Genomic DNA, 25,524 nt, shown 5'->3' on the forward strand with positions numbered 1-25,524 from the left:
GATCAGTCGGAAGACATGACGCCTGTTTAGGGGCGACATGTCCAGATACAAGGAGCGGCTTCGGCCGCGACATGCGTTGCTTGGAACGCGCGTCGCAACGGAAGTCGTTCCGCAGGATGGACTGGGCCTCCTTGTGGGAGGGACTTCAGTCCCGACGACGGAGGGTGTCAGTCGGCTGTCGGCGGCGCTTGCCGCGGCTGCATGACAGTCGACTCCCGCAGGCAGACACGCGCGCTACCGCATCGTCGGCGTGCGCTCAAGGGCGGCCGTACAGGCGGCACGGCATGTGTGCTTCACCTGGTCCGCCAGGCAGCAGCGATGGTCACGGCGGGAGCGCCTCAGCCGCGGCGCTGCAGCGCGGCCTGCAGCAGCGCCTGGAACTTCGGCAGCGGACACAGCCCGGTCGCGGCGTCGCTGCAACCGGGAATCTGCAGGGTCTGCAGCAGCGGCGGATGGCGCAGGCTCAGCGGGGTCAGCGCGCGCAACTGGTCCAGCGACTGCGCCTGGTAGCGCACACGCACGTAGCGCTGGCCATTGCGTGGGTCGCGCACCTGCTCCACCACCAGCGCCCCGCCGGGGGGCGCGTCGTCGCGGCCGAAACCGGGCAGGTGGAAGTGCAGGTCGAGCAGGCCGCTTAGCGCGGCGATGTGGGTGTCGCTGGCGACCAGCACGCTCAGCCGCGGCGCGTCGTCAGCGCCCAGCGTGTCCAGCAGGCGGTGCGCCAGCGGCGCGCCCGCGCGCGCGGCCATGTACTGCGGCCGTGCGTAGATCTCGAACAGCAAGGCGTGCAGTCGCGACACCGCGGCGATGCGCGCCGGCGTCGCGCGACCCCAGCCGACCTGGTCCAGCGGCATGCCTTCTGCGTACTGCAGGATGAACACCTCGGCCGTGCCCGAGGTCAGGTCCAGCGGGCCGTGCAAGGCCAGGCTGCGCCCGTTCGCGCCCGGGGTCAGCGACGAGGGCATGTGCACGAAGTCGCAGCGCTCCGTGCAGCCGAGGATCTCCTGCATGGTGCGCAGTTCGCGCGCATACGGTGCCAGCACCGCGCCCGGGCCGCCGGTCTGGCGCTGGATCGAGGCCACCGCGGCGGCGGCATCGAACTCCACCGCGCTGGCTTCCACCGGACGGAACAGCGGGTCGTCGCTGCCCTCGGCCTGGTGGCCGGCCTGCAGATGGCAGCCGGGCGCGAGGGTGTCGGCGAGCAGCTCCGCACTGACGATGGTGCGCTGATCGGAGTTGGCGTAGATGCTGACCGTGCCATCGGCCGGGCAGCCCTGCGCCGGCAGCACGCCATCGCGCAGCAGCCATTGCCGGGTGTAGTCGCCGCTGCGTTCCACCGCCGTGCGGCCGTGCGCGGTGAGCAGGCTCGGCGGCGTGTCCCACACCGGCCAGGGTTGCGGCGCCAGCGCGGCGGCCGCGGCCTCGCCCGGCAGCGGCGCGCGCACGCCGTGGCGGAACAGCATCCAGACCTTCTCCACCTGCAGCGCGGGCGCGGCCTTGGACGCCGGCCGCGCCTGCGCGCCCAATGCCGCCACCAGCAGCACGACCCACAGCATCCAACGCGTTCTTGTTTTCATCATCGTCCCCAACATGGAAAGTCTCACGGTGCGCTCGTGCCGCATGCGGCCGTGACCCGGTCGCAGCGCAGGCCCGTGGCGATACCGAGCCAGTAGCCCAGCCGCTGCGGATCCGGGGCGCCAGCGTAGTAATCGGTGCTGATCCATTGCGCGCCGGCCTCCAGCGCCGCCCGTGCGCGGCGGCGGTCGTGCGCGCGCGCCTCGCGGCCATCGGTATCGGCGCGGGTGCGCACCAGGAAGCCCTGCGTCACCAGCGCGCGGATCCGCGGCGCCTCGGCCAGCGGATCCTCGATCGACAGCACCGCCGCTTCCGGCTGGTCCGGCGCGTACCAGCCGAACATCATGCGGCCGCGCAGCGATGGATGATCCTGTCGATACAGCGCCTCGTGCCGCGGATTGCCGTCGAGCACGAACAGCATGCGGCCGCGCGCCTGCGCCACCCGCGGCCAGGCATGCGCCAGCACCGCCTCGCGCAGGCTCGGCGCGGCGCCGCGCACGTCGTCGGGCAGGATCAGGCGCGCGCGCCCGACCACCTCGACGATGTCGCGGTCCAGTGAGTCCAGGTCATGAGCGTCGAACGCGGAACGGTGCGGCCACAGGCCCGGCACCGGATCGAAATCCACCGCATTGACCAGCACCACCAGCGGCGCATGCCTTGGGTGCGCGCGCGACCAGGCGGCGAGGATCGCCAGGCAATCGCGGAAGCGCAGGCAGTGGCTGGCGTAGTCCAGGCCCGGCTGGTGCAGGACCTTGGCGCCGGGCGCGTGCATGCGGGCCCGGGTCGCCGCATCCGCGCGTGCATACGGTGCGGCGTACAGGCCGCCGTGCGGATCGGCGGCCACGTCGAGTTCGAGTTGCCGCAGCCCCAGCGCGAGCTGGGCCTGCAGCGAAGGATGGCCATAGGCCAGTGCCGGCCATTCGGCGGCGTCGTGCGCCTGCAGGCGCTGGCGCACCTGCGCGGTCGGCACCGGCCGATAGCTGTTGTGCGAGCCGAGCAGTTGCACCTGGTCCAGGCGCAGGCCGTCGATCGGCACCGTCACCGGCACCTCTGTCGACCACGCAATTCCCGGCAGGATCGTCAGCGCCAGCCAGACGAACATCGCGGCGATGCCGACAACGCCCCACCCGCCGCACGGCACAGGGCCGTGCGGCGGGTGGCGACGTCCCGCGTGCGCAGGCGCCCGCTTCAGAACGTGTACTTCACGTTCAGCAGCGCGGTGCGGCCGGCATCGACGATGTCGGAGATCGCGGTGCTGTTGTGGCCCACGTGCGCCCAGTAGCTCAGGCGGTTGGTGAGGTTGGCCACCGACAGGTCGGCGCGCAGGTGCTCGTTGAAGGTGTAGCCCACGTGCAGGTCCACGCGGGTGATCGGCTTGACCCACAGGTCGTCCCAGGTGGCGCCGCGGTTGTAGTAGTCGTACACCGAGACGTACTCGCCGGAGTAGTGATAGGCCAGGTTCACCGACAGCGGGCCCTTCTCGTAGAACAGCTCGGCGTTGGCCATCAGGTCCGGCGCGTTCTGGATGCGCTCGTCGTGGAAGCCGTCCATGCCCAGGTCGACGCGGGTGGTCTGGCGGGTGACGTTGGCGCCGATGCCGAAGCCGTCCAGCGGTGCCGGCATGCCCTGCAGGGTCTGCCGCACCGCGGCCTCGACGCCGAGCACCTTGCCGTCGCCGCCGTTCTGCGGACGCACGTAGCGCACATTGCCGGCGCCGGTGCTGGTGCCGGCGTTGGCCGGATCCGAGCCGCTCTCGTAGATGTAGTCGGTCAGGCGCTTGTAGTAGCCGGCCAGCATCGCGTGGCCGCCGTGGCCGTTGTCCCACTCGCCGGACAGGTCGACGTTGAGCGACTTGATCGGCTTCAGGTCCGGATTGCCCTCGGTGATGACCGTGGTGCCGTCGCTGGAGACGTCGTAGTTGGCGCCGCCGCCGAGCTGCACCAGCGCCGGCCGGGTGTAGCTGGTCCACACCGAGGCGCGGTACACCGCATTGCCGTTGCCCGGGCGGTAGTTCAGGAACACGCTCGGCAGCGGCACGTCGTAGCTGGTGTGGCTGCTGCTGAAGAAGCCGGGCAGTTCGTTGCCGTTGGCGTCTTCGGGCATGGTCCAGAAGGTGTTGCGGATGCTGGTGTGCTCGAAGCGCACGCCCGGGATCACTTCCAGGTCGCCGCTGCGGAAGGTGGCCATCGCATACGCCGAGGTCACCGCCTCGTCGCCACGCATGGTCGCGCAGTTCTGGTTGTTGATCGCCAGGCTGCCGCAGGTGTCGAAGCTGGCCGCGGTCAGATGCTGGGCGATCATCGCCTTCAGCCCGCCGTTGCTGAGCTTGACCGTCGGCCATGCGTACTTGCCCGGGTACACCGAGTCGTACTGGCCGACCACCAGGCCGGTGTCGCGCAGCAGGGTGCCGTCGGTGAACTTGCTGTTGGTCCAGTCGCGCGAGGTGAAGTCGCGGGAGCTGTCGACATACTTCACGCCGAACTGGATGTTGCTCAGCGCGCCCTGGTCGAAGTCGTAGCGCACGTCGAACTTGGCGCCGCCCTTGGTCTGGCCGCTGTAGGACTTGGTCAACTGGCCGTAGCGACGCGCATACAGGCTGCCGATGTCGCTGGCCTGGGCCTGCAGCGCCGGGGTCAGCAGCGGCTTGGGGAAGCCGTCGCCGTCGTAGCCGGAGAAGGTGCTGGCACCGCCGTACGGGAACTGGGTGGAGGCGTACTGGTCCACGCGCGCGGAGATTTCCACGTGGTCCGGGCGATCGTTGTCGCCGTAGCTGTAGAACAGGTTCGGCGACAGCGTCCAGTTGCCCAGTTGCTTGTCGGCGCCGAACTGGAAGGTGGCCAGGTCCGCCACTTCCGGGTTGGTCTCGTACCAGTAGCGCACCGCCACGCGGTTGATCTGCGGCTGGTACACGCCGGTGGTGCCGATCTGCGCCAGGCTCACGTTGGCCGGCACCAGCTGGGTGTAGCCGGTGTTCTGCTCGGTCTTGGCGTAGGCGTAGGTGGCGCGCGCGTACAGCTGCAGGCTCGGGTCGACGTGCCAGTCGAAGGACACGTTGCCGCCGTAGCGCGTGGTGTCGCCGGCGGAATAGCCGATGTTGGCGCCGGTGGCCATCAGCAGGTCCTGCGGATCGTAGCCGGGCGCCGGCTGGCCGCTGGCCGTGGTGCGCGAGAAGTACTTCTTGCCCCAGTCGCCACGCGAGGCGGCGGCGTTGGCCACTTCGCTGTTCACGTAGTGGCGCTCGTCGTAGTACGCGCTGGTGTACACGCCGAACTGGTTGTCGGCGCCGAACTTGGCGTGGAATTCGCCGGCCGCGCCCTTGCCCAGGCCGTTGTCGCCGTAGTCGCGCGCGCGGCTTTCCATGCGCCCGCTGGCGGTGACGCTGCCGCCCATCGCCTCGCTGTAGTCGAAGCCGCTGGGGGTGCGGTAGTCGATGGTGCCGCCGATCGCGTCGCCGTCCATCGCCGCGGTGGAGGTCTTGTTCAACACGATGGTCTGCAGGCCCGACGGCGGCAGCAGGCTCAGCTGCACGCTGCGGCTGTAGGGCAGGCCCTGGGCCACGTTGACGCCGTTGATCAGGTTGACGTTGTACTCGGCATTGAGGCCACGCACCGAGGCGAACATGCCCTCGCCGCGCGCGGCGCCGTCGACGCCGCCGAAGTACGACTGCCCGGTGTTGACCACGTTGACGCCGGGCAGCAGTCCCAGCGCCTCGGCGATGTTGTGCACGGCGGTGTACTTCAGGTCCTCGGCCGACAGCACGTTGGCCGTGTTGGTCGCGGCCATCTGCATGTCCGCGGCGTTGTAGCGGGTGACGGCGACGGTGATCTTGTCCAGGGTCTTGGCGCTGGCGTCGGACGCGGCGGTCTGCGTCTCCTGCGCATCCTGCGCCTGGGCCAAGGCCATCGGCGCGACACCGAGCAACGCGGCGGCGATCGCCAGTGACAGGCGTTTCTGAAGATGGATCGAGTGCGACATGAAAAATCCGAACGTAGGCGCGGCCAACGGAACGGGCCGCAGGCCGGGCATGGAGGGGAGAGAGGCCGTGATCGTGTTCGCGGCGGCGCGCATTGTTGGCAGGCGCGGCTGCAATTTGATGACAACGATGTCACCGCAGGTCGTCGACCGACGATTCGGCGCCTTTCCTGCGCAATTCGGCACAATTGAAACCATTCGCCGTGCCGTCTTGCGGCTGCGCCACCGATGGCAGCGCGACATCCTGGCCGCTTCCGTCGACGCGGCGGCCAACGCTCCAGCAGGCGATGCCTCGCCCAGCCCGTGGGGCGCATGAGGCGACAACGCAACCCAGCGGGCGCTCGACGAAGAACGCGCACAACCGCCCGTCACGGGCAGCGTCACCGCGTCGCGGCGGCGTCCACCTGCAATTGCGCATGCAGGATGCGGCGGATCTCCAGGATCGCCTGCGGCGTCTCCTGCACGCTGTGGCCGGAGGTGATCACCAGTTCGGAGACCGCGCCCGGCAGATGCGCGCTGCGGTACGGCACCAAGCCGTCGTCGGAGTCGGCCAGCGGCACCGCCGGATCGCGGCGGGCGATGATGGTGTGGTAGCGCACCGCCGACGAAATCGGCAGGTCCGCCGCCGCGCGCACGAACGGATCGGTGTCGCGCAGGTTGTCGATGCTGTTGGGCACGCGCATCGGCGCGCCGTCGGGGCCGTCGATCCCCTGCAGCAAGGTGTTCAAGCGATCGAGCAGCGTCACCGGCAGGCGCACCAGGCGCCCGGCCAGGCGGCCGAGGCGCCCTTCGGCGAAGGTGGTGCCGCGTTGCGGCGCGGCGATGAAGATGGCGCGGTCCACCTCCGGCAACGGCGCGAAGCGCAGCAGCGGCTGCAACTGCGCCAGCGCCTGCGGGTCCAGCGGGCGCCGGTCGCCGCGCGCGCCGATCAGGTCGTTCCACAGCGTGTCGCCGGAGTCGCTGACCAACAGGCGCCCGATCACCCCGCCCATGCTGTGACCGATCAGGACCATGTGCTGCGAGGCCGGCGCCTGCCCCTGTGGGTCGAACTGGCGCAGGGTCTGCTGCACCAGCGTCTCGATCTGCGCGCGGTTCCAGGCGATCGGCATGTTGGTCGGGTAGTAGACCTGCCAGATCTGGTAGTGGCGGCGCAGTTGTTCATCGCCCATCAGTTCGTTGGCGACGTTGACCCAGGCCTCCGGACTGCTGGCCAGGCCGTGCAGCATCAGGATGATGCGTCGGTCCGGATCGTACGGCTGCATCAGGTACAGATGCGGCTGGTCGATGCCATCCTCGCGGCCGAGCATGGAGCGCAGCGACTGCCGCGCGAAGCCGGCACGGGCCAGCCACAGGCCGTAGGCGGCAGTGAAGTTGGCCGCCAGCGGCAGGCGCTGGCCGTGCACCTCGACCTCGCCGTCGCGGTACGGGTCGTAGGGCGCGACCACCACGCTGCGGGTATCCACCACCTGCGCCAGGCTGTCGCCGTCGAAGCGCAGCAGCACCGTGGTCGGCGCATACGGCATCTCGCTGAACGCGGGCGCGTGCGGGTTTGGCGCGGCCTTGGCGGCCGCCGCCGCGGTCGGATCGCCGACCTTGGACGGCGCGATCTCCGCGACCAGTTCGGCGCCGAAGCCGTCGCGGCGGTAGGTGCTGCGCAGGCCATCGAAGCGCAGCGTCGACGCCGGCAGCATCGCGTCCGGCCGTGCCACGCCACCCGGCAGGCGGAAGCTGCCCATGTCCGCACGCACCTGCCAGCCGGCCGTACGCAGCGTGTCGTCGTCGTGCAACTCGCCGCTGGCGCTGCCGGCGCGCCAGCGCAGGAACAGCTCGCCGACCACCTGCTGCACGGCGTAGTTGTAGTAGTCGCGCACCTGGGTCTGCCGGTCCTCGAAGGCGCGCGCGCTGGCCGGGCGCTGGGTGTAGAACAGGTAGGCGTAGGCGTAGCGCGCGGCTTCCAGCCAGGCCTGCAGCGTCGCATCGTCCAGCGCCCTCGCCTGCCGCGGCGTGCGCACATTGGCCGCATGCACCCACAGCTCCGACAGGGTCGCCAGCCGCCGCTCCTGATCCAGCCCCTGCAGGGCGCGCAGCTGCGTGGCGCAGGCCGCAACGTCCGCCTCGCAGGTCTTGGGATCGAGCGCGAGCACGCGCAACGTCTCCAGACTGGCATCGCTGAGTTTGCCGGTGCTGAGCACGTCGCCGCGCTGGGTGGCGATGTAGTCGGCAGCGCTGCGCGACTGCACGCTGACCATGGCGCAGCCGCTGCCGAGCAGCAGCCCGGCAGCCAGCAGCGCGGTGCCCGCGCACCGCGCAAGACGTAAGTACCGGGTCATGGCGCGACGGCGGGATCGTCGCCGGGAATGCCGGCGCGGATGCGCGTGGAGAAGTCGTCGCCAACGCCAGCCGCGCGCGCGCGTTCGCCGATGCGGCCGCGCGTGCGCAGCGTGGCCAGGCTGTAGCCGGGCACGAAGCCGTGCTGCGCGTAGACGTAGGACGGCAGGTAGCCGGACAGCAGCAGGCGGATGTCGAGCGGCAGTGCGGGATCGAGCTTGCGCGCCAGCTCGAACACGATGGTGGTGCAATTGCTGGTGGCGGTGTTGTAGAACCGCGGCGTGCGCTGCAGTTGCTGCGCCCGCGCCACGTAGCCCAGGAACAGCTGGCGCAGTTGCGCACGCGACAGGTTGAGCCGGTACAGATAGACGTCCTCGCCGCGCACGTTGCTGCGCACCGCCAGGATGTCGCGTTCGTCGGCGGCGACCATCACCTGCTCGAAGTTGCGGAAGAACCCGGCCAGCGCCGAAAACGCCTCGCCGCGCTCCTTGCGGATCTCCAGCGAGAACACCACGCGACGGCCGTCGTCGAAGCCGAACGAGACCAGGGTGTGGGCGATCGCCGGCCCCATCCAGTACGACAGCGCGAGGTCCGCCGAGGCCAGCCGCTCCAGGTCGTAACGGCGCGTCTCCCAGCGCGGGGTGTAGTCGTGGTCGCTGCGCCAGGCGAAATTGCGCACGTTGTGCAGGGTCACCACATGCCCGTCCACCTGCGGCTGCAGCAGTTGCGCGACATCGTCGGCCCAGTCGCGGTTCTGCTGCGGCTGCAGCGCCGACCAGCCCACCGCCATGCCGGCGCAGCCGACCGCGAACAGCAGCGGCAGCACGCGGTACTCGCGCGGATGCCGCAGGCCCCACAGCGCCGCGCCGCCCAAGGCGGCCCACAGCAGCGCCGAGCCGTAGCGCACCACCGCGCCGGTATGCGGCAGATAGCTCAGGAACAGCGCGCCCCACAGGCTGGCGCCGAGCACCGCCAGCATCGCCAGTGCGCGCGCCAGCCGCCATGGCCAGGCGCGTCGACGCGCGGCGCCGTCGGCGCTCACAACTCGGCCGCCGCCGCGGGCGTGGCCAGGGCGTGGCACAGCAGGCGGCAACAACGCTGCGCCAGCGCCTTGCGTTCGGCCTCGTCGCTGCCGCGCTGGCAGGCGCCGAGCATGTCCATCGCCAGGGCCAGGTCCTGCTCGCCCAGGTCCGCGCGGCACAGGCCGGCGGCGATGGCGCGCTGCAGGTACGGCAGCAGGATCGCCATCGCCCGCGTATGCGCCGCGGCGATCGTCGGATGCTCGCGCGGCATCGACCGCCAGTAGTCGGCCAGCGGCGCCGACATCGCGATGTGTTCGGCGACGTCGTACATCAGCAGGAACAGCCCGTCCGGCCGCGTGCCGATCTCGCGCGCGCAGCCCTCCAGGCCGTCCAGGCCGCGTTCCAGCAGCGCCGCCATCAACTCGGTGCGGTCGGCGAAATGGCGGTACAGGGTGGCGCGGCCGAGGCCGGCGCGCTCCACCACCAGTTCCAGCGGCGCCAGCACGCCGTGCTCGCAGAACACCTCGTCGGCGGCGTCCAGCAACAGGCGGCGGCGGTGGGCGGTATCGGCTCGCATTTCCATGCGCGGCATTATCGGACAATTTTGTCCGCTTGCAAGCGAATCACGGCCGGCCGCCGCCGGTATCCACCGGCGGCGCCCTGGAAGCACCGGGCTCAGCCGGTGTTCTGCACGCCCTGGGCGACGCCGTTGACGCAGGCCACCAGCGCCCGCAGCAGGTCCTCGTCTTCGCCGTCGGTAGCGCGCCAGCGCTGCAGCAGGTCCACCTGCAGCACGCTGATGGGGTCGATGTACGGATTGCGCAGGCGGATCGACAAGGCCAGGCGCGGATCGTGCTGCAGCAGCGACGACTGCCCGGTCAGCGCCTTCACCCAGCCCTTGGTCAGCGCCAGTTCGTCGCGGATGCGCGGGAAGAAGCGCTCGTGCAGCGGCCCGGACAGGCGCGAGAACATCTCGGCGATGTTGAGGTCGCCCTTGGACAGGACCATGGCGATGTCGTCGAGGAAGGTGCGGAAGAACGGCCAGTCCGCGGCCATCGCGCGCAGCGCGTCCTCGTGTCCGGCGTCCACCGCCGCCTGCAGGCCGCTGCCCACGCCGTACCAGCCCGGGATCACCGCGCGCGCCTGGCTCCAGGCGAATACCCAGGGAATCGCCCGCAGGTTGGACAGCGCCGCATCCTGGCCGAGCCGCCGCGACGGCCGCGAGCCCAGGGTCATGCGCTCGATCACGTCGATCGGCGTAGCCAGGCGGAAATAGCGCATGAACTCGGCATCGCCGACGAAGCCGCGGTACGCCTGGCTGCTGTGCTCGGCGACCAGGTCCATCACCGGCCGCCAGCCGGCCTCGCGCGCATCGGCCGCACGCGGACGCAGGCTCGACAGCAGCACCGCGCCGGTCATCTGTTCGAGCGAACGCAGCGCCAGCGCGCGGATGCCGTACTTGCGGTGGATCACCTCGCCCTGCTCGGTCACGCGCAGGCGCCCGTCGACGCTGCCGCGCGGCGCCGCCTCCAGCGCGCGCGTGGTCTTGCCGCCGCCGCGCACGATCGAGCCGCCGCGGCCGTGGAAGAAGGTCAGGCGGATGCCGAGTTCGGCCGCCGCCTCCAGCAGTTCCACCTGCGCGCGCTGCAGGCCCCAGCGCGAGGCGGCGATGCCGCCGTCCTTGCCGCTGTCGGAATAGCCGAGCATCACCATCTGCACGTCGTCGCGCGCGGCCAGGTGGCGACGGTAGACCGGGTCGGCCAGCAGGTCGCGCAGGGTCGCGGTGCCGCCGCGCAGGTCGTCCACGGTCTCGAACAGCGGCACGATGTCCAGCGGCACCGCGCCGTCGGCATCGACCAGGCCGCCGCGGCGCGCCAGCGCCAGCACGGTCAGCACGTCGGCGCGGTCGTGCGCCATCGAGATGATGTAGCTGCCCAGCGCGTCGGCGCCGTGCCGCGCGCGCGCATCGGCGAGCGCGGCGAACACCGCGTCCAGCCGCGCATTGCCGTCGTCGTCGGCCGCCGGCAGCGCCTGTTCGCCGCTGGCGTAGGGGCCGAGCAGGCCTGCGCGCGCTTCCACCGCGCGCGCGTCCCAGTCCTGCGTGTCCAGCGCGGCGGCGACCGCACGCGCATGCACGCTGGACTCCTGGCGCACGTCCAGCCGCGCCAGGTGGAAGCCGAAGCTGCGCACCCGCCACAGCAGGCGCCGCACCGCGAACCAGCCGGCGTGCAGGCCCTTGTTGGCCTGCAGGCTGTCCAGGATCAACTGCAGATCGCTTTCCAGTTCGGCCGGCGCGGCATAGGCACCGGGCGCATCGTCCAGGGTGGCCTGCAGGCGCGCGCGCATCAGATCGTTGAGCAGGCGGTACGGCATGTCGCCGTGACGCGGCCGCGAGCGCGCCGCGGCTTCCGGCAGCAGTTGCCGGTAACGCTCCAGTTGCTCCAGCAGCGGCGCGCTGACCGCGACCAGGGTGGTCGACTGGCTGAGCAGGCTGGCGAGCTGCCACAGTTCCTTCAGATAGCGCTCCAGCACCGCACGCCGCTGCGCGTCGAGGGTGGCGGTGATGGTGGCGGCATCGACGTTGGGGTTGCCGTCCATGTCGCCGCCGACCCAGGTGCCGAAGCGCAGCAGCCGCGGCAGGCTCAGCGCCTGCCCGTAGGTCTGCTCGATGGCGTGCTCCAGGGTCTCGTACATCACCGGGATCACCCGGTACAGCACCTGGGTCAGGTAGAAACCGACATGCTCGCGCTCGTCCTCCACGGTGGGACGCACCGGCGAGGAATCGGCGGTCTGCCACGAGGCGGTCAGCGCCATGCGGAAGCGCGCCGCGTCGGTGGCGCGCTCGCCCGGGGTGCGCAGGCCGTCGAGGTTGTCGACCAGGCTGGCCACCATCAACTGTTCCTTCTCCAGCAGCGCACGCCGCACCGCCTCGGTCGGGTGCGCGGTGAACACCGGCTCGACGTCGATGCGCGGCAGCCAGTCGCGCAGTTCGTCGATGCCGACGCCCTGCGCCTTGAGCCGGCGCAAGGCGTCGAGCAGGCCGTCCGGCTGCGGCGTGTCGGCGCTGCTGCGCTGGTAGTCGCGGCGGCGACGGATGCGGTGCACGCGCTCGGCGATGTTGACCACCTGGAAATAGGTGCTGAAGGCGCGCACCAGCGCTTCGGCATCGCGCGGCGCGCGGCCGGCGAGTTGCTCGCTCAGCGAGGACAGCGGCGCGGCGCGCTCGCGGCGCGCGATCGCGGTGGTGCGGATGCGTTCGATCTCGTCGAGGAACTGCGCCGAGACCTGTTCGGCGAGCAGGTCGCCCACCAGGGCGCCGAGGCGGCGCACGTCGTCGCGCAGGGGAAGGTCGGGGGTGGCGAAGACGATGCTGCTGCGGGACTCGTTCATCGGGAAACGCATGGCTCGGCAGTGGGGGCGCCGCAAGCCTAACCGAAAAGGGATCGCGTTCCCGTCGGCCGCGCGACGGTTTCAAAGCGAACCATTTGCACTGCACAGCAGCGCCCTGCGCCACGGCGGCACGCACGTGCGGCCGTGGCGCAGGCGCGGCTCAGCGCGGCGTGGCGCCTGCCGCAGCCGGCATGGACGTCGGCGTGGGCGCCGGTCCCAGATAGGTGCGCAGCCAGCGCTCGCTCTCGGCCAGCATCTGCAGCACCGACTCGCGCGCGCGGTAGGCATGCGCCTCGTTGGGCAGCATCACCAGCCGCGCGGTGCCGCCGTTGCCCTTGATCGCCGCGTACATGCGCTCGCTCTGGATCGGGAAGGTGCCGGAGTTGTTGTCCTCGGCGCCGTGGATCAGCAGCAGCGGATCCTTGATCCGGTCGGCGTAGTTGAACGGCGACATCGCCTGGTACACCGGCTGCGCCTGCCAGTAGGTGCGCTCCTCGGACTGGAAGCCGAACGGGGTCAGCGAGCGGTTGTAGGCGCCGCTGCGGGCGATGCCGGCCTTGAACAGGCGCGTGTGCGCGAGCAGATTGGCGGTCATGAAGGCGCCATAGGAATGCCCGCCGATGGCGATGCGGTTGCGATCGGCGACGCCGCGCCGCACCACCTCGTCCACCGCCGCCTGCGCATCGGCGACCAGTTGCTCGACGTAGGTGTCGTTGGGTTCGCGCGCACCCTCGCCGACGATCGGCATCGACGGATCGTTGAGCACCGCATAGCCCAGCGCCAGGAACGCCTGCGGGCCCCAGTAGCCGATCGCGTTGAAGCGGTACGGCGAATCGGTGACCTGGCTGGCGGCGTCGGCGGATTTGAACTCGCCCGGGTAGGCCCACATCAGCATCGGCAGCGGGCCGTCGCGCTTGGCGTCGTAGCCCGGCGGCAGCAGCAGGGTCGCGGTCAGCTCCACCCCGTCCTTGCGCCGATAGCGGATCTGTTCCTTGTGCACGTCGCGCAACTGCGGCGTGGGATGGGTGAAATGGGTCAGCGCCACCGGCTCCGCGTTCGCAGCGTCGAGCCGGTAGAAATTGCGCGGCTCCTGCGGCGTCTCGCGGGTGATCAGCAGGCGCTGGCCGCTGGCGTCGAGCAAGGCCTGCGGTACCGCGTAGTACGGCGCCTGCGACTGGAACAGGCGCGTGCTTTTCCGCGTGTCCAGATCGTAGCGATCCAGGAACGGTCGATCGCCCTGCGGGGAGGCGCCTTCGCCGCGCAGGAACAGGCTGTGGCCGTCGGCGGCGATCAACAGGCGCGGGTTGCCGGCCGCATCGCGCTCCGTCACCGGCGTGCCCGGATCCGCGTAGCGGTCCTCCTGCGAACGCTCTACCAGCAGCTGCGGCGCCTGCGCGGGATGGTCCGGGGCCACACGCCATTGTCTGGTCTGGCGCGTCTTCCACCAGAACTCGTCGATCAGCGCCAGGTCGCCGCGGCCCCAGGCGATGCCGGCGAAGCGCGACTGCAGGCGCGCCAGCGTCACCGGCGGTGTCTTGAACGGCGCCGCCTGCAGCAGCACCGCGTCGCGCACCGCCGCTTCGCGCGCGGGGTCGCCGCCGTCCTGGGCCTCGGCCCAGACCAGGGTGGCCGGGGCGTCGCTGCGCCAGTCGATATCGCGCACACCGGTGCGCACCGCATCGTTGCCGGTCGGCAGGCCTTCCACCAGCGGCAGCTGCGCCACCGTGTGCACCGGCTTGCCGGCGCGGTCCAGCACCTCGATGGTGCGCGGGAAGCCACTGGCCGGCACCAGGTAGGAGAACGGCCGCTGCAGGCGCTGCGCCAGCAGATAACGGCCGTCCGGCGACGGCGCCAGCGACAGATACAGGTCGGGAGACGCGATGCGCTGCATCCGCCCGTCGACGTCGACCAGCGCCGGCTGCGCGCGTAGTTGATCGTCGAACTGGCGCGCGTCGGCCTCGTTCTTCAGCAGGTCCTGGTAGGTGCGCAAGGCGGTGGCACCGCCACCGGCGGTCTGCTGCACCGCCGGCCCGGTCGGCACCGCGTCGGCGGGCGGCGCCGCGCCCTGCGCCTGCGGCTGCAGCAACACCAGCAACTGGCGGCTGTCGGGCATCCACGCATAGCCCTCGCCGGACACCGTGTTGAGCCGCTCGGCGACACGTCGCGCACGCCGCGCGGCGATGTCCACCACCCACAGCTCGTTGGCGCCGCTGCGCCCGTCGACCCGGTTGAAGGCCAGATGCCGCTGGTCCGGCGCCCAGGCCATGCCGGCGATCGACAGCGGCGACGGCAAACCCTCGATCTGCAGCTCGCTGCCGTCGGCGATGCGCAGCAGCCACAGCTTGTCGCCGAAGGCGAAGCGGCTCTGCGAGCGGGTGCGCGGATGGATGCGCAGCCCGGCCAGCTTGAGTTCCGGCTGCGCGACCTGGGCGATGCCGGGCAGCGCGGGCAACTGCAGCATCGCCGCCAGATCGCGCCGCGGGCTCAGCGACAGCTGCGGCGGCCGCGGCGCATCGACGATGGCCTGCAGCGGCGCCGACGGCAGTTGATAGCCGCTGTCGGACGGATCGGCGCTCACGGCAGCCGCCGCAGGTGCCGAGGCCGCGTTGGCGGCGGCGCTGCCGGCCGCGGCCAGGGCCGCGCACAGCAGGCCGCAGACCGGCCTGGCGACACGGCGGCGCCCGCGCACTGTGATCTGGTTCATCTCTCCCCTCTCCTTCCCATCGATCGAACCGACGACGGTAGCAGGGCCGGCGCCGCCCGCCCCCTGTCGATTGTTGGGCTTGGGCATGCCATTCCCCGCACTGACCCGCGTTCAAGCGCCACACGCGGCAGCCGCTATAATCGGTTACCCCTTGCGCCGAGGGGCGCTGCGACCGGATCGAGACCGGATTCCCCGTCTCCAGATCCGGCCAGGCTCGGCGCGAGGCTTGAGCGACAACGGCGCCCGGACTTCGCGAGTTTCTCGCCATTGACCGGAGCTTTATCGATGAACGCTGCACTCAAGAGCTTTTCCACCGAGGGTGACTACAAGGTCGCCGACATTTCCCTGGCCGATTGGGGCCGCAAGGAACTGGACATCGCCGAGCACGAGATGCCGGGCCTGATGTCGATCCGCCGCCAGTACGCCACCGCCAAGCCGCTGGCCGGCGTGCGCGTGACCGGCTCGCTGCACATGACCATCCAGACCGCGGTGCTGATCGAGACGCTGAAGGACATCGGCGCCGATGTGCGCTGGGCCTCGTGCAACATCTTCTCCACCCAGGACCACGCCGCCGCGGCGATCGCCGCCACCGGCACCCCCGTGTTCGCCTGGAAGGGCGAGACCCTGGAGGAATACTGGGACTGCACCCTCGACGCGCTGACCTTCACCCTGCCCGACGGCACCCAGACCGGCCCGGAACTGGTGGTGGACGACGGCGGCGACGTGACCCTGCTGATCCACAAGGGCTATGAGCTGGAGAACGGCGCCAAGTGGGTGGACGAGCCGTCCTCCTCGCACGAGGAGCAGGTGATCAAGAACCTGCTCAAGCGCGTGGCGGTGGAGCGCCCGGGCTACTGGACCCGCGTGGTCAAGGACTGGAAAGGCGTCTCCGAAGAGACCACCACCGGCGTGCACCGCCTGTACCAGCTGGCCGAAGCCGGCACCCTGCTGATCCCGGCGATCAACGTCAACGACTCGGTGACCAAGAGCAAGTTCGACAACCTGTACGGCTGCCGCGAGTCGCTGGCCGACGGCCTCAAGCGCGCGATGGACGTGATGCTGGCCGGCAAGGTCGCGGTGGTGTGCGGCTACGGCGACGTCGGCAAGGGCTCGGCGCACAGCCTGCGTGCCTACGGCGCCCGCGTCATCGTCACCGAGATCGACCCGATCTGCGCGCTGCAGGCGGCGATGGAAGGCTTCGAGGTCAACACCGTCGAGGACACCCTCGGCCAGGCCGACATCTACGTCACCACCACCGGCAACAAGGACATCATCCGCATCGAGCACCTGACGCAGATGAAGGACCAGGCCATCGTCTGCAACATCGGCCACTTCGACAACGAGATCCAGGTCGAGGCGCTGTACAAGCTGCCGGGCGTGCAGAAGATCAACATCAAGCCGCAGGTGGACAAGTTCGTGCTGCCCAACGGCAACGCGATCTTCCTGCTGGCCGAAGGCCGCCTGGTCAACCTGGGCTGCGCCACCGGCCACCCCAGCTTCGTGATGTCCAACAGCTTCGCCAACCAGACCCTGGCGCAGATCGACCTTTGGCAGAACAAGGACAGCTACGAGAAGCAGGTGTACCGCCTGCCGAAGAAGCTGGACGAGGAAGTGGCACGCCTGCACCTGGAGAAGATCGGCGTGAAGCTGACCAAGCTCACCGACGCGCAGGCCGCCTACCTGGGCGTGCCGGTCGATGGCCCGTTCAAGCCGGAGCACTACCGCTACTGAGCCATCGGCAGCACATCGCCAGGCAGACAGGAACGGGCGCCGCGAGGCGCCCGTTTTTTTGTGCGATCGGCGCAGCAAGCGTGTGGGGGGAAGGGAGCTGGAAATTCGTACGGAGCGAAAAACCGCAGACGTCGCCACCTTGCGCCAATCCCTGCTCCAAGCGGCCTTTTCCGGCCAGTCGGCCGACGCGCCTGCCCAGCCAGGCCGTCTGTACCACACCTGTGCTACATTGATTCCACACCAATCGCCTGGAGCTCCCCATGAGCACCACCACCATCCGCCTGCCGGACGCGCTCAAGGCCCGCGTCGCCAAGGCCGCGGAAGCGGCCGGCACCACGTCGCACAACTTCATCCTGGAAGCCATCGCCGAGAAGGCCGAGCTGGCCGAGCGGCGCGTCGACTTCCATGCCCAGGCCGATCAGCGCTGGGCCGAGTTCCTGGAAACGGGTGAGACCATTCCCTGGGACCAAGCGCGTGCCTATTTCAAGGCACTGGCCGCAGGAAAGCCCGCAAAGCGGCCGGTAGCGCGCAAGCTGGAAGACTGAGGTGACGCGCGTCCGCATCGCTCCCGGCGTGATCGAGGATCTGGAGCGGATCGCTGCGTATTTGCGCGAGCACGAGAGCCAGCATGCCGAGGCGAGGACCGAGGAGATCGTCAGCGCGTTCGACGTACTGGCGGGTAATCCCTTGATCGGCCGCCCGGTCCATGGAGACAACCGCGAACTGGTGATGGGCCGCGGTGCGCATGGGTATGTGGCGTTGTATCGCTATGTGGATGTGACCGATACGGTGATCGTGATGGCCATCCGCGCACAGCGGGAGGCGGGCTATGCGCTCGGCGGATGAAACCGAGTCGACGTCCGCACCACCGCATCGACGGATGCCGGCAGGGGCATCGTGGATCGCCCTCGGGCCATCGCCAACTGATTGATCCTCACCTCGCCCCCGACGGCAACCAGTGCGGCATCTCGCTGTCGGCGGATTGGATACTGAATGACCTTCGGCGGGTACCGCCGGCATGGACACCAACCCAAAGGCGACACGGTCCTGCCGATACCGATGCCGCAATTGTAGATAGGACGCCGTCATCCAACGCCTGCAACGGCACGATCTTCAGGCCGTGCACTCGCTGGCCGGCGCGTACACCGAAATTTGAATCCGGCTGCGCGCGTGATACGGCGTGCGTGCCCAGTCGCTCCAGCGCGCCTCCAGGCGCAGGCCGGCGATCTGCGCCATCAGGTCCAGCTCCGATGGCCACACGTAGCGGCGGCGCTCGCTGAAGATGCGCGTACCGGATTCGCCCAGTACCACCACGCGCTGGTCGATGCGCTGCTGCAGCGGATCGGGCTGCGAGCACACCAGCATCACTGCCGCGCCGTCGCCCTGGGTGTCCGGCACGTCCAGCACCTGGCTGACCTTGCCGCCGCTTTCGAACAGCTCCGCACCCGGCACCGCGCTCTGGATCAGCAAGCGGCCGTCGGGCGCCAGGCAGCGCGCCGCGTTGACCATGCAACGCAGCTGCTCGGCCTGCGTCAGCAGATACCCGAATGCCGCCACCGCGTAGATCAGGCCGAACGGGCCGCATACCGGCATGTCGGCGAAATCGGCGCAGACCAGGTGCAGGCGTTCGCTGCCGGGCTTGGCACGCAAGGCCTCGAGCATCGCAGGCGAATTGTCGATACCGGTGACCGGCACATCGCAGTGCGCGAGCGGCAAGCCAATGCGGCCAGTGCCGATGCCCAGTTCCAGCGCCGCACGGCCCGCGGCCAGCTCGGCGAGGACACCGACGCACTGCTGGGTGACGGCGGCAGGCCAGCGATCGTAGAAACGGTCGTAGATCGCGGCCAGGCGATCGTACTCGTGGGTCACGGGCATCCGCAGCCACTCGTTGCCGAAGTGGCGCGACCATAGCACGCAGCGATGGCGACGCAGTGGCCACACATGCAGGGCGGCACCCTGCATGGCAGGCGCGGCGATGCGCTGCAATCGCGTGCGACACACGCCACAAAACTGCAGATGACATGCGCATTGCAGTTGGCCGCGCTTCAGTCTTTTGCTTGCGCCGCCGCATCCAAGCGAGGATGCTTTTTCCCGCGCCTGCCACGCTGAGGCAGGCGCGACAATCGCAACAGATCCCCCGCTCAATCAGGAGTATCGCCATGAAACGCCTTTTTGATTCGCTGTCGCGTTGGGTGCAGAGCCTCGGTGGCCGCAAGCTCGGCTACATCTACACCTACTGACCTCCCCCGCCACCGTCGCGTGGCATGACCGTGCGAGAGGGGGCGACCCGCCCCCTCTCCCCAGCGCTCTCCGCTTCGCACGGCCGCACGCCCGTTCGCCATCGGCTCCATGTCCCCTCCTGCGTCGCGGTGTGACCCGCCGACACGGCTATTCGTGCGGATCTGCACGTGACCGATCCGCATCCGCGCCCGCCAGGCCCGCGCGGGCACTGGGCATTCGGCAACCGGCAGGCTTTCGCCACCGATCCCCTCGGCTTCCTGCAACACTGCGCACGCACGCATGGCGACGTGGTGCGGATCGCCGAGCGCACCTATCTGCTCGCAGCACCAACCGCGATCGCCACGGTGCTCGGCGACGACGGCAGCCTCTACGCCAAATCCGATCCGGATCCGCGTGCGCGGCGCGCTGCATTTCCGGCATCGGTGATGAACAGCGAGGGCGAGGCCTGGCGGCGCAAGCGCCAGGCGCTGCAGCCCGCGTTCCGCGCCAGCCTGGTGCGCGACTACGCCGCAAAGGCGGCCGCCGCCACACAGGCGCTGCTGCGATCGCGCGACGACATCGACAACGTGCACGACCTGCGCCTGACCATGACCGCGCTCTGCGCGCAACTGGGCGCCGGCTTCCTGCTCGGCGATGCGGTGCACGCGCCGGCGCTGCTGCGGATGCTGCCGATGGTCGATGCGATCCTGCAGCAGACGCGTACGCCGTCCGCGGCGCCGGCCTGGTGGCCGAGTGCCGGCAAGCGCCGCCTGCGTGCCGCACGCGGCGCACTGGACACCGCGCTGACGCAGATCCTGACGTCGCCACATTCTGATGGCGCAGACGCCTCGGTGCTGGAGCTGCTGCGACGCGACGCTCCGCAGGCCGACGACGACTGGTGCCGCGACGAAGCGGCGGCGATGCTGATGTCGGCGCTGGAGCCGATGGCGGCCGGCCTGACCTGGACGCTGTTGCTGCTGGCGCAACATCCATCGATCGCGCAGGCCGTGGCGGAGGAAGCCGATGCCCTGCCCGGTATCGACGGCGCATCCAGCACGCCCTGCGCCGATGCGCTCGTCGAACGCCTGCCGCTGACGCGCGCCTGCGTGAAGGAGGCCATGCGCCTGTATCCGCCGGCGTGGATGACCGCGCGCATCGCGCAACGCGACACCACGCTGGGCGGCTTCGCGGTGCCGCGCGGTACCCAGCTGATCGTCAGCCAGTGGGTGGTGCAGCGCGATCCGCGTCACTTCTCCGCGCCGGACCGCTTCCTGCCGGCGCGCTGGCTGGACCCGGCGCAGACACCGGCGCGCTACACCTACTTTCCGTTCGGCGGCGGTCCGCGCAGTTGCATCGGCAGCCAGTTGGCGCTGGTGCAGATGACCGTGGTCGTGGCCGGCCTGTTGCGCGAGCGCACGCTGCACCTGGCGACGGATGCACGGCCACGGCCGTATCCGGCGCTGGTGCTGCGTCCACTCGATGTCCGCATCGCCTTGCGCCCGCGCACGACAACCCTGTCCCGCCAGTCGCCCGCGACGGCGCCCTTCCCCCGCACACCGGAAACCCCGCATGGCTGATTCCACTGCCTTCGCCAAGACCCGGGAATACTCCAACCGCTTTTTCGATTCCGCCGCCTGGAACGAACTGGAGTTTCGCGACGGCGACATCGTCATCGCCAGCTACGCCAAGGCCGGCACCACCTGGCTGCAGCAGATCGTCGCGCAGTTGCTGTTCGAGGGCGCGGCGGACGTCGACGTGTCGGCGATCTCGCCGTGGCTGGACGGTGTGTACCCGGACCGCACGAGCAAGCTCGCGCTGCTGCAGGCGCAGACCCACCGGCGCTTCATCAAGACGCATCTGCCCGCCGATGCGCTGGTGGTCAGCGATCGCGCCAAATACCTGTACATCGGCCGCGACGGCCGCGACATCGCGCTGAGCCTGTACGACCACCAGTGTGCGGTCAGCCAGGATGCGCAGGCGCGGCTGGATGCCGGGGCGGCCGAACCGGGCAAGCTGCGCGTGGTGCCGCCGCCGAGCCTGCCGATGGATGCCTACGTGGCGCATTGGCTGGCCCACGACGGCGCACCGTTCTGGCCGTTCTGGGAAGGCGTGCGCAGCTGGTGGCAGCAGCGCGCGCAGCCGAACGTGCTGCTGGTGCACTACGCCGACCTGCTGCAGGATCTGCCCGGGCAAGTGCGGCGCATCGCCGCGTTCCTGGAGATTCCGGTGCGCGAGACGGACCGGGAGACCATCCTGGCGCACTGCCAGTTCGGCTACATGCGCCAGCACGCCGCGCGCTACGTGCCGCAGGGCGCCGGGCTGTGGCGCGAAGGCGGCAAGGCCTTCTTCAACCAGGGCCGCAGCGGCCGCTGGCGTACGCTGTTGCCGGCGACCGTCGCCGCCGACTACGAGGCGCGCGCGCAGGCGGAGCTGGGCCGCGAGGCCACGCAGTGGCTGGCGCAGGGCGCCGGGGCGTCGGCATGAGCCTGTGCGTCGTCGGCGCCGGCCTCGGCCGCACCGGCACCCTGTCGCTGAAGCTGGCGCTGGAACATCTGGGCCTGGGCCGCTGCTATCACGCCATGGAACTGGCCGCGCACCTGCGCCAGGCCTTGCCGCTGTGGGACGCGGCGATCGACGGGCAGGCGGACTGGGACACGCTGTTCGCCGGCTGTACCGCCACCGTCGACTATCCCGGCTGCTGCTTCTGGCGCGAGCTGGTCGCGCGCTACCCGCAGGCCAAGGTGATCCTGACCGTGCGCGATGCCGATGCCTGGTTCGAGTCGGTGCGCAGCACCATCTTCGCCAGCGACGGCAGGGTGCCGGCCCTGTTCGGCGCCGAGGGCCAGCGGCTGAGCCAGTTCCTGCGCCGCGACTTCGCCACGCGCATCGACGATCGCAGCTTCATGACCGACTATTTCCGCCGCTGGAACCAGGCGGTCATCGCCAGCGTGCCGGCGCAGCGCCTGCTGGTGCTCGACACCGACGCGCAGACGGGCTGGGAGCCGCTGTGCGCCTTCCTGGGCGTGCCGGTGCCGGCACAGCCGTATCCACGCGTGCATGCGCGCAGCGGCGGCGGCACGCAAGCGCGCCCGCTGCCCAGCGACCCGGCGCAACGCGAGCAACGCCTGCGCGCCTACCTGGACCGGCTCGCCGTCGAGGCGTTCGCAGCGCCCGCCGACGGCTGAGCGCGCGTCCGCCTATAGCGAGAAGTTGCGCTTGATCGAGAACGACCAGGCGCCGTCGATCGGGTTGGAGACGTGCACCCGGCCCTCGCCATCCGCCACGCCGGTGGTGTAGCGGCGATAGACGCCGGCGCTGTTCCAGGCCCGTGCGTAGCTCAGGCCGAACTCGGTGCCGCGCCAGGTGCGGCTCAGGCCCACGCGCGCGTCGGTCCAGCCGTAGTCGGCGAAGTTGCGCACGTGCTGGTGGCCGGCATGCACGCTGGCCTGCCAGTCCGGCGCCAGCGGCAGCGTGGCGTCCAGCGCCAGATAACCGGAGCCGCGCGAGTGCCGGCCCTGGCCGACGCCCAGCGTGGCGCTGTTGTAGCCGAAGTAGTCGCGCGTCCAGGTGCTGGCGTAGGACAGTTCCAGCGTGCGCCAGTGCCCGGCGACGATGGCCTCGCCATAGTCGTAGCGCGTGCCGCTGGCGCTCATGCGCGCGCCGGGGTAGGCGTAGTGGTAGACGCCGGCGCGCCAGCCCCAGTCGCCATGGCTGGCCGCGTAGCCGGCATACACGTCCCACTCCACGTGCCCGCCTTCGATGAAGTACGGACTCACCCCGGATGCCCAGGTGCCGGCATACCAGCCGCTGTCCGCGGCCACGTCCAGCCCGCCCTGCAGCACCGGCCGCCCCCAGCTCTGCTCGAATCCGCGCGAGACGTAGTTCGAGGTCGCCGCCAGATTGGCGCTGGCGGTCCCGGCCCAGGCCGGTGCGGCGACGCCCAGCGCCAGCAGCAGCGCTGCGCTGCGCATGGCGCTCACGACACCAGCTCCAGCCGCGCCCGGCCCGCCGCGGCCAGGCCGCCCGACGAAGGTGCCGCGAGCTTGAACAGCGCCACCGCGCGCTGCAGTTCCTCGGCCTGATCCTCCATCGCCCGCGCCGCCGCCGTGGCCTCCTCGACCAGCGCGGCGTTCTGTTGGGTGGCTTCGTCCATCTGCACGATGGTCTTGCTCACCTGTTCGATACCGGCGCTCTGCTCCTGCGAGGCGGCAGCGATCTCGCTCATGATGTCGGTGACCCGGCGCACGCTGGCCACCACCTCGCGCATGGTGTCGCCAGCGCCGTTGACCAGTGCGGTGCCATCGTCGATCTTGCCGACCGAGGCGTCGATCAGGCCCTTGATCTCGTGCGCCGCGGTCGCCGAGCGCTGCGCCAGCGCGCGCACCTCGCTGGCCACCACCGCGAAACCGCGGCCCTGCTCGCCGGCGCGCGCCGCCTCCACCGCGGCGTTGAGCGCCAGGATGTTGGTCTGGAAGGCGATGCCGTCGATCACGCCGATGATCTCGGCCATCTTCTTCGATGCTTCGGCGATGCCGGACATGGTGTCCACCACCTGCTCGACCACCGCGCCGCCACGCGAGGCCACGCCCGCGGTGTCCTGCGCCAGGCGGTTGGCCTGATGCGCATGCTCGGCGTTCTGCTTCACCGTCGAGGTCAGCTCCTCCATCGAGGCCGCGGTTTCTTCCAGATTGGCCGCCTGCTGCTCGGTGCGACGCGACAGGTCGTCGTTGCCGGCGGCGATCTCGCTGGCGGCGGAGTTGATCGCAGTGGTGGCCTGCTGGATGCGGCCGACGATGCCGGTCAGCTGTTCCACCGTGGCATTGGCATCGTCGCGCATCTGCGCGAATACGCCGTGGAATTCACCGTGCATGCGCGCGGTGAGGTCGCCCTGGGCCACGGCACGCAACAGCGCCGACAAGGCCGAGAGGTTGCCTTCGGTCAACTCCATCAGCCGGTTCAGCCCGACCACCATGCCGCGGAAGTCGTACTGGAAGCGCTCGGCGTCGCCGCGCCGGGAGAAATCGCCGGAAGCCGCGGCCTGCGCCAGTTCGGTGATGGCCTGGTTGATCGCCTGCAGGCTGCGTTTGGTGGTGCGCATCGCCTCGGTGATCGCCGCCTTCTCGCCCGGCAGCGGTTCCATGTCCACCTGCATGTTGCCGATCGCGTACTGCGACATCACCTCGACCAGGCGCCGCTGCACGTCCACGTGCGCGGCCACCAGCGCGTTGGTGCCATGGACCATGCGTCCGTACTCGCCGGGGAAACGTTCGGCGTCCATCCGGTAGCTCATCTCGCCGGCGTCGTGGCGCTGCGCCATCTCCGCCTGCGCCTGCATCACCGCCTGCAACTGCGTCTGCATGCTGCCCATCGCATCCAGCAACTGGCCCAGCTCGTCGTCGCGGCGATGCCGGACCTGGCTGTCCAGGCGCCCGGCGGCGACTGCCGAAGACACCCGCACGGCCTCGGCCAGCGGGTCGAGCACCTGCCGGCGCAGCAGCAGGTACAGCGCGCCGCTCAGCAACAACGCCGAGAGCAGGCCGACCGCGACGATGGTCCACAACAGTGCACGCGCCTTGGCCATGACCAGCGCGTACGGCACCGAGACGCCAAGCGCGAACGTCTGCGGCGCATCGCCGATCTTCAGCGGCACGAACACGTTCAACGCATCCTCGCCGTCGGTGCGGCGATGGTCGAACACCACCTGGCCCTTGGCCACGCGCGCCAGCATGTCCTTGGACCAGGCATCGCTGCGGGTCTTGCCGACCTGCTGCGGATCGCGGCTGGCCATCACCATGCCCAACGGCGACAGCAGGCTGGCATGGCCCTCGCCCATCGGCCGCAGCGCGGCGATGCGCTGCTGCAGGGTATCGAGGGTGAAGTCGACGGTGACCACGCCCAGGAAACGCCCGTTCTCCAGGATCGGCGTGGCCAGCGTGGTCATCAGCGTGTCCTTGCCGGCCACCGGATAGTAGTAGGGCTCGATCACCACCGGCTTGTGCGTGTTGCGCGCCAGCAGGTACCAGTCGCCGTCGCCCGGCTTCTCGTAGTCGCGCAGCGCCTCGCGCACCAGCTTGCCGTTCTGCCGCGACCACCAGGTCATGTAGCGGCCGGTGGCGTCGTGGCCCTCGGTGCCGACGAAGGCCTTGTCGTTGCCGTCGAACGCGTCCGGCTCCCACATGGTGCTGATGCCCAGCCACTGCGGATGCGCGTCGAGCTGGCTGCGCAGCACCGCGGTGGCGGTGGCGCGCGACAGACCGGCGGCGTGCTGCACGCGGAAGCTGTTGGCCAGCGCGTCGCTGGCGTCGAAGGCCACGCCGATTTCGCGCGACACCCGCTGAGCCTCCACTTGCGCCAGGTTCTCGATGCTGGTGCGCGAGGTCGACAGCAACGCATCGCTGCTGCGCCAGTAGATGATCATTGCGGTCAGGCCGAAGCAGGCCAGCGCAAGCAGGCCGGTACCGAGCATCAGGCGTTTGGCGACGCTGCCGCGACGGCGCTGCGGCGACGGAGTGGACATGACGACTTCCTTGGCAAGGGGGAGGGAATACGGTCGCGGGGAACGCCCCCACGCGGCAGCCCGCC

18 protein-coding genes and 1 riboswitch are annotated in these 25,524 nt (G+C 70.2%); of the genes, 7 read left to right on the forward strand and 11 right to left on the reverse strand.

Features of this window, described 5'->3' with window-relative positions; genetic code table 11:
• Window positions 1–338: 338 nt before the first annotated feature.
• From SLW56_RS09030 to SLW56_RS09040, 3 genes are all read right to left on the reverse strand, one after another.
• A complete protein-coding gene (locus SLW56_RS09030; protein ID WP_267085456.1) occupies window positions 339–1,556 on the reverse strand; it encodes a histidine-type phosphatase in 1,218 nt (405 codons plus the stop codon).
• Window positions 1,557–1,600: 44 nt separating this feature from the next.
• Window positions 1,601–2,677: a phosphatidylinositol-specific phospholipase C1-like protein gene (locus tag SLW56_RS09035; RefSeq protein ID WP_267085455.1), complete on the reverse strand. Its 1,077-nt coding sequence runs from the start codon at window positions 2,675–2,677 to the stop codon at window positions 1,601–1,603.
• Window positions 2,678–2,763: 86 nt separating this feature from the next.
• Complete coding sequence (locus tag SLW56_RS09040) at window positions 2,764–5,550, reverse strand: TonB-dependent receptor (protein WP_320694728.1); 2,787 nt, start codon at window positions 5,548–5,550, stop codon at window positions 2,764–2,766.
• Here SLW56_RS09040 and SLW56_RS09045 point away from each other — a divergent pair.
• Window positions 5,549–5,863 (forward strand): hypothetical protein, encoded by a 315-nt coding sequence (locus tag SLW56_RS09045; protein ID WP_320694729.1) that lies wholly within the window; start codon window positions 5,549–5,551, stop codon window positions 5,861–5,863. The genes SLW56_RS09040 and SLW56_RS09045 overlap by 2 nt on opposite strands.
• Before the next feature lie 64 nt (window positions 5,864–5,927).
• On the opposite strand, the gene SLW56_RS09050 is transcribed toward SLW56_RS09045, so the two are convergent.
• The 5 genes from SLW56_RS09050 to SLW56_RS09070 form a co-directional block, all read right to left on the reverse strand.
• Window positions 5,928–7,877, reverse strand: a complete 1,950-nt coding sequence (locus SLW56_RS09050; protein WP_320694730.1) for an alpha/beta hydrolase — start codon at window positions 7,875–7,877, stop codon at window positions 5,928–5,930.
• Window positions 7,874–8,854: a DUF4105 domain-containing protein gene (locus SLW56_RS09055; protein WP_267085464.1), complete on the reverse strand. Its 981-nt coding sequence runs from the start codon at window positions 8,852–8,854 to the stop codon at window positions 7,874–7,876. Before SLW56_RS09055 ends, SLW56_RS09050 begins: the two co-directional genes overlap by 4 nt.
• A gap of 59 nt (window positions 8,855–8,913) precedes the next feature.
• A complete protein-coding gene (locus SLW56_RS09060; protein ID WP_152235562.1) occupies window positions 8,914–9,489 on the reverse strand; it encodes a TetR/AcrR family transcriptional regulator in 576 nt (191 codons plus the stop codon).
• Window positions 9,490–9,572: 83 nt separating this feature from the next.
• A complete protein-coding gene (gene ppc / locus SLW56_RS09065) occupies window positions 9,573–12,287 on the reverse strand; it encodes a phosphoenolpyruvate carboxylase (RefSeq protein ID WP_295937963.1) in 2,715 nt (904 codons plus the stop codon).
• Between the two features lie 160 nt (window positions 12,288–12,447).
• Window positions 12,448–14,991, reverse strand: coding sequence for a prolyl oligopeptidase family serine peptidase (locus SLW56_RS09070; RefSeq protein ID WP_226978436.1), 2,544 nt, complete (start codon window positions 14,989–14,991; stop codon window positions 12,448–12,450).
• 152 nt (window positions 14,992–15,143) lie between these two features.
• Window positions 15,144–15,243: riboswitch (S-adenosyl-L-homocysteine riboswitch) on the forward strand.
• Window positions 15,244–15,276: 33 nt separating this feature from the next.
• On the opposite strand from SLW56_RS09070, the gene ahcY reads away from it, so the two are divergent.
• The 3 genes from ahcY to SLW56_RS09085 all read left to right on the forward strand — a co-directional run bounded on the left by ahcY (window position 15,277) and on the right by SLW56_RS09085 (window position 17,568).
• Window positions 15,277–16,722, forward strand: coding sequence for an adenosylhomocysteinase (gene ahcY / locus SLW56_RS09075; protein WP_152235560.1), 1,446 nt, complete (start codon window positions 15,277–15,279; stop codon window positions 16,720–16,722).
• 260 nt (window positions 16,723–16,982) lie between these two features.
• Window positions 16,983–17,267 carry a ribbon-helix-helix protein, CopG family gene (locus SLW56_RS09080; protein WP_320694731.1) on the forward strand — a complete coding sequence of 95 codons (285 nt, stop codon included), beginning with the start codon at window positions 16,983–16,985 and terminating at the stop codon, window positions 17,265–17,267.
• A gap of 1 nt (window position 17,268) precedes the next feature.
• Window positions 17,269–17,568, forward strand: a complete 300-nt coding sequence (locus tag SLW56_RS09085) for a type II toxin-antitoxin system RelE/ParE family toxin (protein WP_267085449.1) — start codon at window positions 17,269–17,271, stop codon at window positions 17,566–17,568.
• 267 nt (window positions 17,569–17,835) lie between these two features.
• Here the strand turns inward: SLW56_RS09085 and SLW56_RS09090 are convergent, their stop codons facing one another.
• Complete coding sequence (locus tag SLW56_RS09090) at window positions 17,836–18,597, reverse strand: class I SAM-dependent methyltransferase (protein ID WP_267117496.1); 762 nt, start codon at window positions 18,595–18,597, stop codon at window positions 17,836–17,838.
• A 533-nt stretch (window positions 18,598–19,130) separates the two neighbouring features.
• On the opposite strand from SLW56_RS09090, the gene SLW56_RS09095 reads away from it, so the two are divergent.
• From SLW56_RS09095 to SLW56_RS09105, 3 genes are read left to right on the forward strand one after another with little or no spacing between them, the layout of a single operon-like run.
• The gene (locus SLW56_RS09095) at window positions 19,131–20,519 is read left to right on the forward strand and encodes a cytochrome P450 (protein ID WP_267103699.1); all 1,389 of its coding nucleotides are present in this window, start codon (window positions 19,131–19,133) and stop codon (window positions 20,517–20,519) included.
• Window positions 20,512–21,426, forward strand: a complete 915-nt coding sequence (locus SLW56_RS09100) for a sulfotransferase domain-containing protein (RefSeq protein WP_152235557.1) — start codon at window positions 20,512–20,514, stop codon at window positions 21,424–21,426. The genes SLW56_RS09095 and SLW56_RS09100 overlap by 8 nt, the downstream gene beginning before the upstream one ends.
• Entirely contained in the window at window positions 21,423–22,127 is a 705-nt protein-coding gene (locus SLW56_RS09105) for a sulfotransferase (protein ID WP_320694732.1), read from the forward strand. Before SLW56_RS09100 ends, SLW56_RS09105 begins: the two co-directional genes overlap by 4 nt.
• 12 nt (window positions 22,128–22,139) lie before the next feature.
• Here the strand turns inward: SLW56_RS09105 and SLW56_RS09110 are convergent, their stop codons facing one another.
• On the reverse strand, window positions 22,140–22,913 hold the full coding sequence (locus tag SLW56_RS09110; protein ID WP_223875633.1) for a TorF family putative porin: 774 nt from the start codon (window positions 22,911–22,913) through the stop codon (window positions 22,140–22,142).
• 5 nt (window positions 22,914–22,918) lie between these two features.
• Window positions 22,919–25,459, reverse strand: a complete 2,541-nt coding sequence (locus tag SLW56_RS09115; RefSeq protein WP_152243915.1) for a methyl-accepting chemotaxis protein — start codon at window positions 25,457–25,459, stop codon at window positions 22,919–22,921.
• Window positions 25,460–25,524: the final 65 nt, after the last annotated feature.

Source organism: Xanthomonas sp. LF07-6, assembly GCF_034105445.1.
In the GTDB taxonomy this organism is placed as follows: domain Bacteria; phylum Pseudomonadota; class Gammaproteobacteria; order Xanthomonadales; family Xanthomonadaceae; genus Xanthomonas_A; species Xanthomonas_A sontii.